The sequence below is a fragment of the Micromonospora sp. NPDC049523 genome (assembly GCF_040676775.1).
Classification (GTDB): domain Bacteria; phylum Actinomycetota; class Actinomycetes; order Mycobacteriales; family Micromonosporaceae; genus Micromonospora_G.
This window is the reverse complement of sequence record NZ_JBFAPP010000003.1, coordinates 118,370-133,350: the sequence shown is the minus strand read 5'-3', so window position 1 is coordinate 133,350 and position 14,981 is coordinate 118,370. Positions and strand designations below refer to the sequence as shown.

At 68.7% G+C, this 14,981-nt stretch carries 12 protein-coding genes, 1 tRNA gene and 1 other RNA gene; 2 read left to right on the top strand and 12 right to left on the bottom strand.

Annotated features, from left to right (window positions below; translation table 11 throughout):
* Positions 1–58: 58 nt before the first annotated feature.
* The 3 genes from AB0J90_RS05290 to AB0J90_RS05280 form a co-directional block, all read right to left on the bottom strand.
* Positions 59–2,413, bottom strand: a complete 2,355-nt coding sequence (locus AB0J90_RS05290) for a tetratricopeptide repeat protein (protein WP_363592379.1) — start codon at positions 2,411–2,413, stop codon at positions 59–61.
* Positions 2,414–3,216: 803 nt separating this feature from the next.
* Positions 3,217–3,289, bottom strand: a tRNA-Ala gene (locus AB0J90_RS05285).
* A gap of 103 nt (positions 3,290–3,392) precedes the next feature.
* Positions 3,393–3,992: a YqgE/AlgH family protein gene (locus AB0J90_RS05280; RefSeq protein ID WP_326560831.1), complete on the bottom strand. Its 600-nt coding sequence runs from the start codon at positions 3,990–3,992 to the stop codon at positions 3,393–3,395.
* 285 nt (positions 3,993–4,277) lie between these two features.
* Between AB0J90_RS05280 and AB0J90_RS05275 the strand changes: the two genes are divergently transcribed.
* Positions 4,278–5,081, top strand: a complete 804-nt coding sequence (locus tag AB0J90_RS05275) for an S-methyl-5'-thioadenosine phosphorylase (protein WP_363592377.1) — start codon at positions 4,278–4,280, stop codon at positions 5,079–5,081.
* An 81-nt stretch (positions 5,082–5,162) separates the two neighbouring features.
* Here the strand turns inward: AB0J90_RS05275 and AB0J90_RS05270 are convergent, their stop codons facing one another.
* The 9 genes from AB0J90_RS05270 to pruA form a co-directional block, all read right to left on the bottom strand.
* Positions 5,163–6,110, bottom strand: a complete 948-nt coding sequence (locus AB0J90_RS05270; RefSeq protein WP_363592375.1) for a hypothetical protein — start codon at positions 6,108–6,110, stop codon at positions 5,163–5,165.
* Between the two features lie 83 nt (positions 6,111–6,193).
* Entirely contained in the window at positions 6,194–6,673 is a 480-nt protein-coding gene (locus AB0J90_RS05265; RefSeq protein ID WP_363592373.1) for a hypothetical protein, read from the bottom strand.
* Between the two features lie 165 nt (positions 6,674–6,838).
* Positions 6,839–7,214: a transfer-messenger RNA gene (gene ssrA, locus AB0J90_RS05260) on the bottom strand.
* Positions 7,215–7,313: 99 nt separating this feature from the next.
* On the bottom strand, positions 7,314–7,790 hold the full coding sequence (gene smpB / locus AB0J90_RS05255) for an SsrA-binding protein SmpB (RefSeq protein WP_326560835.1): 477 nt from the start codon (positions 7,788–7,790) through the stop codon (positions 7,314–7,316).
* Positions 7,791–7,951: 161 nt separating this feature from the next.
* Entirely contained in the window at positions 7,952–8,827 is an 876-nt protein-coding gene (gene ftsX, locus AB0J90_RS05250; protein WP_326560836.1) for a permease-like cell division protein FtsX, read from the bottom strand.
* Positions 8,828–8,905: 78 nt separating this feature from the next.
* The gene (gene ftsE / locus AB0J90_RS05245; RefSeq protein WP_326560837.1) at positions 8,906–9,586 is read right to left on the bottom strand and encodes a cell division ATP-binding protein FtsE; all 681 of its coding nucleotides are present in this window, start codon (positions 9,584–9,586) and stop codon (positions 8,906–8,908) included.
* Between the two features lie 119 nt (positions 9,587–9,705).
* On the bottom strand, positions 9,706–10,827 hold the full coding sequence (gene prfB / locus AB0J90_RS05240) for a peptide chain release factor 2 (protein WP_363592371.1): 1,122 nt from the start codon (positions 10,825–10,827) through the stop codon (positions 9,706–9,708).
* A 67-nt stretch (positions 10,828–10,894) separates the two neighbouring features.
* The gene (locus AB0J90_RS05235) at positions 10,895–11,410 is read right to left on the bottom strand and encodes a PadR family transcriptional regulator (protein WP_326560839.1); all 516 of its coding nucleotides are present in this window, start codon (positions 11,408–11,410) and stop codon (positions 10,895–10,897) included.
* A 436-nt stretch (positions 11,411–11,846) separates the two neighbouring features.
* Complete coding sequence (gene pruA / locus AB0J90_RS05230) at positions 11,847–13,475, bottom strand: L-glutamate gamma-semialdehyde dehydrogenase (protein WP_363592369.1); 1,629 nt, start codon at positions 13,473–13,475, stop codon at positions 11,847–11,849.
* A gap of 317 nt (positions 13,476–13,792) precedes the next feature.
* On the opposite strand from pruA, the gene AB0J90_RS05225 reads away from it, so the two are divergent.
* Positions 13,793–14,977 carry a hypothetical protein gene (locus tag AB0J90_RS05225; protein WP_363592367.1) on the top strand — a complete coding sequence of 395 codons (1,185 nt, stop codon included), beginning with the start codon at positions 13,793–13,795 and terminating at the stop codon, positions 14,975–14,977.
* Positions 14,978–14,981 lie beyond the last annotated feature (4 nt).

Below are 14,981 nucleotides of genomic sequence, written 5' to 3'. Positions count from 1 at the left end.
TTGTTGATGCCGGTGATCCTCATGTCTCTGCGAACCCGGCCCGATCGCCGAGGACACGTCAATTCGAAGTAGCACCCGAGACCTTGGACAGTCGAGCACGCAACTCGGCCAACTCGATGGCATCCGCGCCGCGCTCCGCGGCGAGGTCGATGTCCGCGGAAGCCCCGGCCAGGTCACCCACCTCCAACCGGAGCAGTGCCCGATTGTAGACGTAGTCCGGGTCGTCGGAGAGCCGTACCGAGTTGTCCAGAGACGTCAGGGACTGCTCCACACGCCCGCTCGCGTGAAGGACGTGGGCGAGGTTGTTCCACGCCTCGGCGAGCTTGGGGTTGCGGGCCACGGCGGTCCGCAGGCTTTCTTCGGCCTCGTCCGCGCGCCCGAGTTCGGACAGGGCCAGACCCCGATTGCTCCAGGCCTGCGCATTCGACGCATCGTGGTAAACGGCCGCGTCCAGGCTGTCCAGGGCCTCGGCAGGCCGGCCCTGCTTGAGCTGGAGCGTGCCGAGTCCCAGGTGCGCCCGTGCCTCCTCGGGATTCAGCTCGGCCGCTCGCCGGAAGTCTCGCTCGGCGGCTTCCGTGTCTCCGGTCTGCAGGTGGAGGCGGGCGCGGTTGAGGTGGGCCTCGTAGTACGGCGGACACAACTTCATGGCCCGCTCGTAGTACTCCAGCGCCTCCTCGAACCGCCCCGTACGCTGCAGCATGTTCGCGAGGTCGTTGGCGTACTCGCCGTAGTTCGGGTCGAGGCCGATGGTCCGCTGGTAGACCTCGTACGCCTTCGGGAAGTCCTTCACCATCTCGTAGATCTGCGCCGTGTTGTAGACGAGGATCGACTGGTGTAGCGCGTACTTCTCGTCGCCGTAGATCCTCTGCATCCGGTCCATGCCCTCGGTGCACAGCTTCAGCGCCTCGTCCATCCGGCCCTGCCGGGCGCGGATGTAGGCCAGTGCGTTCTCCGCGAAGACCTTGATGTACTCGTGCTTCGGATGGTCCTGGAACTCGCTGCTGATCTTCTCCAGATTGAGCAGCGCGAAACGCTCCGCGGTGACGAGGTCCGGCGGCGTCTGGTACCGACCGTGCGCCATGCTCTGCGAGTACAGCACGGTGGGCGTGTAGAGGCTCTGCGGAAAGTGCTGGTAGAACGCGTCCAGGTACGGGATGGAGACGTGCGCCAGCTTGAGCGAGTACAACACGAAGGCCATCCGCAGGTAGGCCAGGTTGTGCGTCTGCCCGCCACCGGGAAGGGTACGCAGCTGCGGGTCCGCCCAGAAGCGGGAGAACAGGTCGAACCAGGTGTTGTAGAGCCCGATCTCCTGAAGGGAGATCGACAGTGGGGCCAGGGCCACCATCCGGTCGGACGCACTCTGCAGGCTGCTGTGGTGGATCGGATGGAAGATCTCCTCCGGCGTCCCGGCAAGGCCGGCGATCACCGTACGGTGCGCGCGCTCCCGGGTGCCGGCGTCGAAGGTGTCGTAGTTCCGTACCGCGATCGGGTCGTCGTCCGAGCAGTGTGCCCGGACATGCTTCTCCACCAGGTCGTACCTGGCCCGCTCGCCGAGCAGGCTCAGGTAGAGGTCGAGGTGCGTCTCGAAGGTCAGGTAGCCGGGCAGCGCCACGTTCAGGTCGACACAGCGCATCAGCGCCGAGAGCCGGGCGGGCCGGCCCTGCGCGAGCCGCCACAGGCTGTCGAGTCGCTTGGGTGCCAGCGGCTCGAATCCCCATGTCTCGACCAGTTCCCGGGCCTCGCTCTTGGACAGCGGCGGCAGGGTGACCTGCGCGCTGTGCTCGGCGAGGGTGATGTCCGGTTCACCGTTGACCAGGAGGACGATCGTCAGGCGGCGGCAGAGGGTCCGGCGACGGGCGACGATGTCGAGAAACTGCATAGCCGTGGGCGACAGGCGCTCGGCGTTGTCGATGACCAGGGTGTAGGGCTGCTCGGAGGCGGCAAGGAAACTGTCCAGGAATTCATACACGCCGTTTAGCAGTTTGCCCTGGTAGTCATGGAAGTAAAACCGGGTACGCTCGTCCCGGCTCGCAATTCCGGTAAGGTCCTTCGGCACCCGGTAGGCGGGCGAGTCCCGATGCGGAAAGAATCGCTTGAGAGACTGCTCTGCCGCCGCCACCAGGTCGGGATTCTCAACCTCGGCGAGGGCCAGCGCATGGTCCACCAAAGGTTGGAAGCCGGCGAAGTAGCCATGTGTCAGCTTGTCGCCGCTACCCGACACCACACGCTCCGCCAACTGCCCGTTCCCCGCGGCGTCGAGCCAGGCGTGGACCGTGTCAGCCTTGCCGCTGCCGTCCGGAGCGGTGACCAGGAGGAAAACGGGGGTATCCGTCCCCTCGGCATCCAGGCGCCTGCGGGCATCGTCCAGAGTCGAGAAGAAAGCGGGGCGGACGCGTGAGTGAAGAGCGGTCATGCAGGGTTCTCTCCCAGGGGCCGGAATGTCTCATGGGGAGGTGGGGGCCCGAATTAACGAGCCCCCACCGATTTCACCTAGCCAGCGACGTACGGCGTGGTGGTGCGGACGGTTTCCTGCTTCTCGGCAACCTTGACCTTCATTTCTTTCACCTCCTGCTGTACATCGAAGTGCATAAGTTCCACAAGTATGGATAGGGCGGCACGCCCGAGTCAAGGCCACGACTTTTGATGGTCAGCGCGAATGACATGTACACGCAACAAATCAACACTCCCCGTAAGCGGCGATCCGTCGATCCGAAAGGGAGCATCCAACCCGCCGATCACGACAACAGATCTACCCGCCTCCAGATCAGAGCGCCCACCGGCGCGAGTCGACCAACGACGGGCCACGGAGGGATCGCGCCCCCCGCGGAGAGACGGAGCACCACGATGAGTAACGGCTAGCACACAAATCTGACAGACACGGGCCGGCGGCGGCGCAGCGCGTACATCGAGGTCATCAGCACGAACCGCATCAAACGCACCGCCGGCCAGCCGCCTAGACGAGGGGCGGTGCGTAGCGAATACGACTACCTGGCGACCACAATCAGCGGCCCCGCCTGAGAACAAAGGTCAAGCGCTCATCGGCGCCGCGCCATCCGTCCGCCCCACCGCCCACACAGAACTCAGAGAGTGACGGTCGTCACATGACGTGTCGGGCCGAGCCACGACGCCCCGGCCGGGATCCAAGAGTCGGGGTCAAATGACCGAGGGCCCGCCCGCCACGATCGGCGAACGAGCCCTCGAACCACTACCTAGGGGTGGAGCCGAGGGGACTCGAACCCCTGACCCCCACACTGCCAGTGTGGTGCGCTACCAGCTGCGCCACGGCCCCCTACTTGCTTGCCCGATCTCTCGGGCACTCGCGCAATATTACACATGCCCCGCCGCTAGGTCATCTCCGAGGGGTCGCACTCCGGCACCCCGCCCCCGACCAGCTAGTTCAGGGCCACGTCCGGCGGGAAGTGCGCCACCGCGGCCATCATGCCGCCCTGCCGACGCAACACCATCGGCCACAGGTCGTCCGGCCGGTCGACAAACGCGTCACCGGGCAGGGCGTCCAGGACGAACCACGACCCACTCTCGATCTCCGCCTCCAGTTGCCCCGGTGACCAACCGGAGTAGCCGGCGAAGACCCGGATCCCGGAGACGGCGTCACCGATCCGCTCCGGGTCGACGGACAGGTCCACCGTGCCCACCGCGCCGGAGACCTGATGGAAGCCCTTCACCCGGCGTACCGGGGTGCGCATCCGGGCCAGGCAGATCGCCGACTCCGGTTGCACCGGCCCACCCTCGAACAGCACCGCGGGCTCGCCGGCGAGGCTGCCCCAGGCACCGAGCACATCGGCGACCGGCACCTCGGTGGCGCGGTTGAGCACCACGCCCAGGGCGCCGCCGGGCTCGTGCGCGACCAGCAGCACCACCGTACGGTCGAAGTTGGGATCTTTCAGTGACGGGGTCGCGACCAGCAGTTGCCCGGTCATCGACGCCATGGCGCGCCCCCCGATCGCCTGGCCCTCACCCTGTACGCCGGACATCTCTACTCGGAGGCGCAGTCACGGGAAGGGCCGAACATCGTCGGCCATACCGGATCCACACCGTCAAACGCGACCATGCGCGCAGTCAACGCCATGCCTCGCACCATAGCTTGCACGACTGTCGCTGGCTAAGGTCTGGACGGCCAGTGCGAGTTGAGCAACCGGCGATAACCCGGACCGTCCGGATCATCCCGATGACGCTCGCTTGCCGCGACCGCGCGCGGCCGGCGGATGTGGACCGGGGCTACCGGGCGTCGGGGCGGGCGGGGATGGCAGGGTAGGCCCGTGAGTGCACACGCAGAGCTTGCCGTCATCGGAGGCTCCGGCCTCTACGCCCTCCTGGACGGTGCCACCGAGCACGCCGTACGGACTCCGTACGGCGATCCGTCCGACCCGATCACGATCGCCGAGGTCGCCGGCCGACCGGTGGCCTTCCTGCCCCGGCACGGGCGCGATCACCGGCACCCGCCGCACCGGATTCCGTACCGGGCCAACCTGTGGGCGCTGCGCTCCCTCGGCGTACGGCAGATCCTCGCCCCGTGCGCGGTCGGCGGCCTGCGGCCGGAACTGGGGCCGGGCACGTTCGTGGTGCCGGACCAGCTGGTCGACCGGACCAGCGGCCGGGAGCAGACCTACTACGACACCGGTGCCGTGCACGTGTCGTTCGCCGACCCGTACTGCCCGCACGGTCGGCGTGCGGTGCTGACCACCGCGCAGCGGCAGGGCATCGAGGCCCGCGACGGCGGGACCATGGTGGTGGTCGAGGGTCCGCGCTTCTCCACCCGTGCCGAGTCCCGCTGGTACACCGCCATCGGCGGCTCGGTGATCAACATGACCGGGCACCCGGAAGCCGTACTCGCCCGTGAGCTGGAACTCTGCTACACCTCGATCGCCCTGGTCACCGACCTGGACGCCGGGGTGGAGGGTGGCGAGGGAGTCACCCAGGAAGAGGTGTTCCGGGTCTTCGGCGAGAACACCGAACGGCTGCGCGAGCTGCTGCTCGACGCGGTCGCGACGCTGCCGCTGGAGCGCTCCTGCGCCTGCGCGCACAGCCTGGACGGGATCACCCTGCCGATCGAACTGCCCTGATCCGCCGGCGGCAGGGAGACCGCCGGCGGATCAGGACGCGCCGCGCGAGCGCGGCTGCCCGGACCGGGCCGCCGAGGAGGATCAGCGGGCCGTGGTCAGGATCAGCGGCCGTCCTGAGGCGGCGTCGAGCACGGTACGGGCGCCCAGCGGCGCCTCCAGGGTCACCGTGACCGGTTGCAGTAGCAGTTGGTCGGTGCAGATGCCGTCGGATCGGACCGCCGTACCGCCGATCAGCACCAGGTCGTCCTGTTCCCGTACGAGTGGGGTGACCTCGGTGTCGCAGGCGCCGACGCCCAGCCGGTAGGTCAGCGTGGACCCGTCGGTCCCGACCAGGTCCTGCGCGCCGACCAGACCCTCGACCGGGGCGCCCGCGGGCGCGGGCGGCTCCGGCAGGGTCCCGGTCGCGCTCGCGGCGACCGCCACCCGGGCGACCCGGGCGCCGATCTCGTCGACCGTGAACAGCCAGGCCGGCACCGTGGCCTCGCCTCGGCTGGTCCGGATGGTGGTCGTGCCCAGCTCGACCTTGGTGACGGTGAGCGGGGTACAGGCGATCGTCGCCGGCCCGCTGACCGAGCCGTCCGGCCCGCTGGCGTCGGGCATGGGCGGCGGCGGCAGCTTGGGCCCCCTCGGACAGGCCGGCGGGTCACCCTGGTCGAGCTGGCGGTACGCGTCGACGGCGCTCACCAGTGGCACGGTGAGCTTGCCGTCCGGGAAGGTGATCGTGCCGTCGGCCGGCACCGCGGCCGGCAGCGGAGCCCGTTCCCGGTACCAGCCGGCGACGAGGGCCTGTTTGGTGTCCTCACCGAGCCGGGCGTCGGCCGGCACCACGGTCGGATCCTGCAGGGGGACGTACCCGCCGCGCCAGTCCGGTGGCACGGCCGCCTGCCAGGCCGCTGCGACCTCGGTCGCCCGCTGTTGGAAAGCGTCGGACCGGCGGTCCGGCGCGGCGCCGGTCGAGGTGTCCGGCTGTGCACATGCGGCGAGGGTCAACAGCATCGCGAGGCCCAGCGGGGCGGGAAAACGTCGCATGTCGATCAGACGTCAGCGGGCGGTGTCGGGTTCCGTACAGGCGATCGTCGGCGCGTCGGACCGGCACGATCCTGCCGGCTCGGTCAGCTCGGGCGGCCGATGTCGGTGCCGTAGGCCCGGTAGACCAGGTCGGCACCGCGCTGCCGGTGCCGGGACAGTTCCCGAAGCAGGTCACCGGCCCAGCCACGCAGTTCCTCGGTGGTCGCCTCGGGCAGTTGCGCCCGGCGTTGCAGAGCGGCGAGTACGGCAGCCACCGCGGCGTGCTCGCGCAGCAGCACGTGTACGGTCCGGGCCAGCCGTGGTGCCCGGTCGAGCAGTTCGGCGTAGAGCCCGGAGCGGCCCTCGGTCAGCCTGACGTGCTCGGTGAACTCACCCCGCAGCCCGTCCAGCCGAAGCGTGACCCGCGCTCGCCAGTCCGGATCGTCGGCCGGACCGGCCAGGGCCTGCTCGAAGGCATGGATCTCGCGGAGCAGCGTGACCCGGTGCCGCCGTGCCGCGCGCAGGGCGATCGGGTCGCCGGTCGGAAACGCCGCTACCGGGTGCTGGATCGGGCCGGTCACCATGACGCACCTCCTTGAGCGCCTACCGCCTGAGCTGATGGTGAGTCCACCACCCCACCGGTGTCCAGCCCTCGGGGTGCCCGATCCGTCCCCGGTCGGCCCCCACCGGGGCGCAGATCGGCTAAAACGACTCTGCGCCCCGGTCCGAGGACCGGGGCGCAGAGCGCTGGGTGGAGGTGCCGGGAATCGAACCCGGGTCCTTCGTCGGATTGTCAGGACTTCTCCGAGCGCAGCTCGCTATGCCTCTACTCGGCCCCACCGATCACGCGAGCGAGTTGGTGTGACGGGCCCAGTCGCTGATTAATCTCGCCGCACGAACCCCGCGACCGGGTTCGATTGGCCAGCCTTCTAGCTGATGCCGGCAGACTGGGACGAAGGCACTCCCAGGCCGACAGACTTGCTACTCGCCTCAGGCGGCGAGAGCGAAGTCAGCGCGATTTTGCTTGGCGCTTATTGGTTTCCGACGACCGATTCTCGAGACGACGTCGGCTTCCTCGGCTCGCTTCCCCTGACGCAGCGTACGAAGTCGAAACCAGTCACCCCCTAGACAGGGCCACCTGACGTGGCAGCCACCCCAACCTTAACGCCTCGCGCCACCGGGTTAATTCCGGATCCCCGTCCCGGCGCGTCGCCCCAGGTCAGGTCAGTCCATGCCCTTGCCACGCCGGCCGGCCGCCTTCGCGATCTCGCGGTCGGCGTCCCGCTTGGCCAGGTCCTGGCGCTTGTCGTACGACTTCTTACCCCGGGCGAGGCCGATCTCCACCTTGGCCCAGCCGTCGTTGAAGTAGACCGAGAGCGGGACCAGGGTCAGGCCGCTCTCCTTCAGCTTGCCGAGCAGCCGGTTGATCTCGATCCGGTTGAGCAGCAGCTTGCGCGTACGGCGGGGCTCGTGGTTGGTCCAGGTGCCCTGGGTGTACTCCGGGATGTGCATCCCATGCAGGAACAGCTCCCCGCTGCGCTCCTGGGCGAAGGCGTCGACCAGTGAGGCACGGCCGGCGCGCAGGGACTTGACCTCGGTGCCGGTCAACGCCATGCCTGCCTCGTACGTGTCGAGAATGGCGTAGTCGTGGCGCGCCTTCCGGTTGGAGGCGACGACCTTGCGCCCCTTCTCCCGTGGCATCCGCGCCACCCCTCTCCGCTGCGTTGACGGCCGCCGGACTCTGTTGACGGCCGCGCAATGCTACCTCGTGCACAAGGGCCTCCGGTTAGCGCTTTTCGCGCCACCGAAGGCCCTTGTGTCCGATTACACCCCCGAACGGGCCGAACGACCCGTACCGGAAGCTAGACCCGCAGGTAGAAGCGGAGGGTGACCCAGGCGGTGACCGCGCTGACCAGGCAGCCGGCACCGGCCATCAGCGGCAGCATCAGCAGCACCCGGCTCCACTCGATCGGGGTGAGCAGGTCGGTCAGGTCCCGTAGCGAGCCGTCCAGCAGGAAGACCTTGCCCAGGACCAGCGCGCCGAAGCCGATGAGGGAGCCGATAAGACCGGCCACCACCGCCTCGAGCACGAATGGTGCCTGGATGAACCAGTTGGACGCACCGACGAGTTTCATGACCGCGACCTCGCGGCGCTTGCTGTACGCGGCGACCTGGATCGTGTTGCCGACCAGGAGCAGGGCGGCGATCGCCATGATCGAGGCGGCTACCAGGCCCATCTTCTGCACCGCGCTGAGGATGTTGAAGATCTTGTCGAGAAGTCGCCGCTGGTCGACGATCTCGTCGACGCCCTCGGTGTCCTTGTACTTGTCGTAGACGGCCTGGTATTCCTCCGGGTTCTTCAGCTTCACCCGGAACGACTCGGGCAACTGCTCCGGCTTGACCGCGTTCACCAGGTCGGGCGCGTCCTGGAACATGGTCCGGAACTTGTTGTACGCGTCCTCACCCGACTCGAAGAGGACCTCTTCCACCAGCGGGTCGCTCTTCAGCTCGCCCTCGAGGCCCAGCCGCTGATCGTCCGGGATGTCGACCTTGAGGAAGATCGCGACTTCGATCTTGTCGTAGTAGAAGTCCTTCATGGTGTCGACCTGGAGGTACATCAGGCCGCTGGCGCCCAGCATCGTCAACGACACGGCCATCGTAATGATCATCGCGATGGTCATCGTCACGTTGCGCCACAGTCCGACCAACACCTCGGACAGGACGTATTTCACGCGCATCGGGGGTTCCTTCCGGATCTCCGCAGAGGGTCGTTCGTCGTCAGGTCAGGGCCGGGTCGGCCGTCTGAGCGCCGGGGCTCAGCCGTAGACGCCACGGGCCTGGTCGCGCACGATGCGACCACTCTCGATCTCGATGACGCGGCGGCGCATCTGGTTGACGATGTTGGAGTCGTGGGTAACCATCACGACCGTGGTACCGGTGCGGTTGATCCGGTCCAGCAGACGCATGATCTCGATGGACGTGTCGGGGTCGAGGTTTCCGGTGGGCTCGTCGGCCAGCAGGATCAGCGGCCGGTTCACGAACGCCCGCGCCACCGCCACCCGCTGCTGCTCGCCACCGGACAACTCGTGCGGGTAGCGGTGCTCCTTGCCGCCGAGGCCGACCAGTTCCAGCACCTCGGGCACGACCCGGCGGGCGACCGCCTTGGTCTTGCCGATCACCTCGAGGGCGAAGGCAACGTTCTCGTACGCGGTGCGGTTGGGCAGCAGCCGGAAGTCCTGGAAGACGCAGCCGATCGAGCGTCGGAAGTTCGGGATCTTCCAGGAGCGCATACCGGTGACGTCGCGGCTGTTGACCACGACCTTCCCCTTACTGGGAGTCACCTCATGCAGCAGCAGCTTGATGATCGTCGACTTGCCGGATCCGGAGGGACCGATGAAGAAGACGAACTCACCCTTCTCGATCGAGACCGACACGTCGTCGAGCGATGGCCGGGACGCCTTCGGGTACGTCTTCGTCACTTGCTCAAGCTGAATCACGGGTCGTGAGTCTACGCGGTGTAACGAAAAGTCCAAGCCCCACGGGCCATCAATCGGCCCGCAATGTCGGAAAGGAGTGGCCCGCCGTCGGCGCTGGGTGCGCCTCGGCGGGCCATCGCTCAGGCCACCTCGCCCGCGAGCTGACGCTGCTTGCGCCAGCGGATTCCCGCCTCGATGAAGCCATCCAGCTCACCGTCGAAGACCGCGGTCGGATTGCCGGTCTCCTGCTCAGTTCGCAGATCCTTCACCATCTGATAAGGGTGCAGCACGTAGGAGCGCATCTGGTCGCCCCAGGAGCCGGCCGCGTCGGTCTTCAGGCCGGCCAGCCGGGCCTGCTCCTCCTGGCGCTTGCGTTCGAGCAGCCGCGACTGCAGCACCCGCATCGCGGAGGCCTTGTTCTGCAGTTGGGACTTCTCGTTCTGACAGGTGACCACGATGCCGGTGGGGATGTGTGTGATCCGTACCGCAGAGTCGGTCGTGTTCACGCTCTGTCCACCTGGCCCGGACGACCGGTAGACGTCGACCCGGATCTCGTTCTCGGCGATGTCGATGTGGTCGGTCTGCTCGGTGACCGGTAGCACCTCGACACCGGCGAAGCTGGTCTGCCGCCGCCCCTGGTTGTCGAACGGGCTGATCCGGACCAGCCGGTGAGTGCCCGACTCGACACTGAGAGTGCCGTACGCGTACGGGAACTTCACCGCGAAGGTGGCCGACTTCAGCCCCGCCTCCTCGGCGTACGACGTCTCGTAGACCTCGGTCGGGTACCCGTGCCGTTCCGCCCAGCGCAGGTACATGCGCAGCAGCATCTCGGCGAAGTCGGCCGCGTCCACCCCGCCCGCACCGGCCCGGATCGCGACCAGCGCCTGACGCGAGTCGTACTCACCGGAGAGCAGGGTGCGGACCTCCATCTCCTGGATGGCCTTGCCGAGCCCACCGATCTCGGCCTCCACCTCGCCGAGCACGCCAGGGTCGTCCTCCGCCTCGGCCAGCTCCAGCAGGACGTAGGCGTCGTCGAGGCGGCTGCGCAGGCTGCCCAGCCGCTCGATCTCGCTGTTGACGTAGGAGAGCTGGGAGGTGACCTCCTGGGCCTTGACCTGGTCGTCCCACAGGTCGGGCGCGGAGGCCGCCTCTTCGAGCTTGACCTTGTCCTGGCGCAGCCGGTCGACATCGAGGACTGCCTCGATGCTGCGTAGCGTGGCATCGAGGTCTTTGAGCTGGTCGGCGTAATCGGCAGCGGTCACAACTGTCAACAATAGCGACCGTCAGCGCAAGCGGCCCACTCCCTCAGCGACGGCTCCCCGTACGTGATCAACTGGCCGGTGCCGTCTTCAGCCAGGAGAGCGCCGCCTTGTGGTACTGGACCGCGAACTCGAGCGCCGCGGCGCCGTACGAGTCACCGGCCTTCTTGGCGTCCTTGGCCTGCTCCCGGGCCATCGCCAGGGCCTCGGTGTGGTACTCGTTCGCCCCGCTGTAGAGATTGCGCAGCTGGTTCGCCGAGTGCTGCTCGCCGAAGGCGACCCGCAACGCGGTCGGGTTGCGCACCGTGTCGCGCCCCGGCACGTCCGTCAGCCAGCGGGAGAATGTCCGCTTTCCGGCCGCGGTGATCGCGTACGGCTGACTGGAGCGCGGGCCGGGCTTGCCGAGCCGGACCAGACCCTGGTCGGCCAGCACCGGGAGTTCCCGGTAGACCTGGCTCCGGGTCATCGACCAGTACGGTGCGAGTCGCCGCTCGGCGGCGGCCATCAACTGGCCGCCGGTCATTGGTCCTTCGTGGAGCAGCCCCAGTAGAGCTGCTGCCGTTGGGTTGATTCCTGAATCCGCCATGCCCCTTACGCTGCCACTTTGGCGCCTTCGCGTCTAGGATTTGGCATGATCTGCGGCAGGTTGTACTCCACTGTGCACTGTCCGTGGCAGACTGTCCAGTGAGGATGCTCGATATCGTCGCCGATTCGGAGCCCCTGGGACACCCGTTCGGGTGACGGTGATCCACGCCCGGGCGGGAAGACCGCTATCGAGCACCTGCGCTGCCGGGTAGAGTACGCCACAATTCGGGCATTTCGCACAATCTTTCGGGAAGTGGCCGGAAGATCCGTCCACCCGGCCCAGAAGATCCACCCGGACCGCCGCGGCACACCCTCCACACGTACCCCCGCTCGTCGCTCCCGCGGACCGGGGCGGACGCGTGCCGACGAAGATCCAGGGGCACGGGTCCGCCCCGGAACGCGTACCGGACGGGCGCGAGTCGGGGTGCGGCGGAAGGTCAGCCCATGTGGGGGTAACGGTGGTCGGTCGCCGGGACGAAGGTCTCCTTGATGGTCCGGGGGGAGATCCAGCGGGCCAGGTTGTGCCAGGAACCGGCCTTGTCGTTGGTGCCGCTGGCCCGTGCGCCGCCGAACGGCTGCTGGCCGACGACCGCACCGGTCGGCTTGTCGTTGAGGTAGAAGTTGCCGGCGGCGTACCGCAGCGCCTCGCTCGCCCAGTCCAGCACCCGGCGGTCGGTGGCGAAGATCGAGCCGGTCAACGCGTACGGTGCGACCGACTCGGCCTGGGCCACAACCTCCTCGAACCGGGCGTCCTCGAAGACGTGCACGCCGAGGATCGGGCCGAAATACTCGGTGGTGAAGACCTCGTGGCCCGGGTCGTCGCACTCCAGCAGGGTCGGGCGGACGAAGTAACCGACCGAGTCGTCGGCCGTGCCACCGGCCAGCACCCGGCAACTGTCGGCATTCTTGATCATGTCGAGCGCGGTGGCGTGCCGGGCGAACGCCTTGGCGTCGATCACCGCGCCACCGAAGTTGGAGAAGTCGGTGACGTCGCCGTACGTCAGCGACTCCACGGTGGCGGCGAGCCGGTCGCGCAGGCCGCCCTCCCACAGCGACCGGGGCACGTACGCCCGGGACGCCGCCGAACACTTCTGACCCTGGTACTCGTACGCCCCGCGGACCAATGCGGTGTGCAGCGCGTCCACGTCTGCGCTGCTGTGCGCGATCACGAAGTCCTTGCCGCCGGTCTCCCCGACCAGACGCGGGTAACCCCGGTAGCCGCCGAGGTTCTCCCCCACGGTCCGCCAGAGCTGCTGGAAGACCTTGGTCGAACCGGTGAAGTGGATGCCGGCGAGATCCGGGTCGGCGAGGACCACCTCGGAGACCTCCACGCCGTGCCCGGTGACCATGTTGATCACACCCGGCGGCAGGCCGGCCGCCTCGAACAACTGCATGGTGAAGTGCGCCGCGAACTGCTGCGTCGGCGCCGGCTTCCAGACCACCGTGTTACCCAGCAGCGCCGGCGCGGCCGGCAGGTTCGCCGCGATCGCGGTGAAGTTGAACGGGGTGACCGCGTAGACGAAGCCCTCCAGCGGCCGGTGGTCGAACTGGTTCCACACCCCGGCGGACGAGTTCGGCTGCTCGGCCAGGAGCTTGCGGGCGAAGTGCACGTTGAACCGGAGGAAATCGATCAGCTCACAGGCGGCGTCGATCTCGGCCTGGATCGCCGTCTTCGACTGGCCCAGCATGGTCGCGGCGTTGAGGGTGTCGCGCCACGGTCCGGCGAGCAGGTCGGCCGCCCGGAGAAACACCGCAGCCCGGTCGGCAAAGGACAAACCACGCCACATGGGGGCAGCTTCCTTGGCGGCCGTCACCGCGGCCTGAGCATCCGCGTTGGTTGCGTTGTGGGTGACCCCCAGCACGTGCTGGTGCCGGTGCGGCTGTACGACGTCGATCGCGGCACCCGCAGCCATCCGTTGCCGACCGCCGACCGTCATCGGCAGGTCCAGCCGCTCCGCGGCAAGTTCGCCGAGCCGCCGCTGCAGGCTGTCCCGCTCGGCGCTCCCCGGCGCGTAGTCGCGAACCGGCTCGTTACGCGGCTCGGGTACGGAAAGTACGGCGTCCATCGCATGCTCCTGAACGATCTCGACAACGTCGGCGAAATCGGACCCACCTGTTCCGGCCGGTCGGCCGGTCGCCGTGGCCCGTTCACCGGGGGTGCCGGTTATCCGGGGGTGGGACCTGGGTCAATCCTCCCACGCACCGCTGTCCGGACCGATCACGGCACGACCCCCAGCAGCCCCGGCGAGGCCGTGCCGCGCAGGCGGCGCGCGGCCCGAACCGGTGCGCCACGTACGCTGAGAGGCCCGGCGACCCAACCACGCCGCGCCCCCTCCCGCCGTCACAGCGGCGCGGCGGGCGGGTACCCGTTGAAGGGGAGACGATGAGCACACAGTCCGGCAGCACCGCGGTATCGCCCCCGGACCGGTCGGCCACCACCTCGGCCGCACCGACGCCCGACGCCGGCACCGCCCCGCCCGCGTACGCGCCCGCGGCACTCGGCCTCGGCGTGCTGGCGCTCGGCTGGCTCGCCGCGATGCTCTGGATCGGCCAGGCCGAGATCACCTCCTCGGACATCAACTCGATCGTGATCGCCATGGCCGCGCTCGCCCTGCCCGGCCTGATCTCGGCCAGCATGGTCGGTGGCGCCGCGGCGGCCGTCGTGGTGGCGAACCTGCTCACCCGGCGCGGGGTCCACCGCAGCACCCCCAGGTTCGCCGCGGCGGTCGGCGCCGGGCTGCTCGTCGGACTACTGGCCGCGCTCACCGTGACCCTCAGCTACGGTGACGGCGACTCGATCACCGTGCTGGCCGGCACCGTCGCCGCGGCGGCCACCGTCGGCGGGATCGCCGGTGGCGTACGGGCGGTGCCGGTGGTGGGAGCCGTGGTCGCCGCCGGGCTGACCGTGTTCGTGATCAACACGGCCCTGAACATCTTCAAGGACCCGCTGCTCTCGCTCTACGGCTACGGCGACACCGACCAGTCGCAGACCAACGCCCTGGAGTGGTTCTCCCGTACCGGTTCGATCGGTGGCGGGCTCGTCGCCGGCCTGCTGGTCTTCTTCTACCTGGGCCTGGCCCGCCGCCGGACCGCGGCCCTGAACCCGCAGGCCAGCCTGCCGCGCTGGCCGGCGTACCTGGTCGCGGGCGCCGGGCCCGGCCTGCTCCTGCTCGCCGCGGAACTGCTCACCCAGACCGCCGGTGCCCGGCTGCTGGCCGCCGCCGGATCGCTCAGCGAGGTCGACCGGGGGCTCCAGGACCAGCTCAGCGAGTACCGGTCGAACCAGGCCCTCTGGGTGCTCTTCGTCGGCGCGCTCACCGCGCTCATCGCCTTCGGACGCACCCTGCGCCCGGCCGGCGCGGAGCCGGAGGACGAGACCGTGACCGAGTTCACCGACGAGGTGGAGTTCGAGGACCGGGCAGCGGACGAGGACGGGATCTCGGGCGAGGACCCGGTGGCGGGCGAAGAGCCCGATCCGGACGACGACGAGATCGAATGGGACAACGAGGGCGGCGCGAACAAACGACCGGCCGACCGCCGCCCGGAGCCGGACACCGCCCGCTCCTGACCGC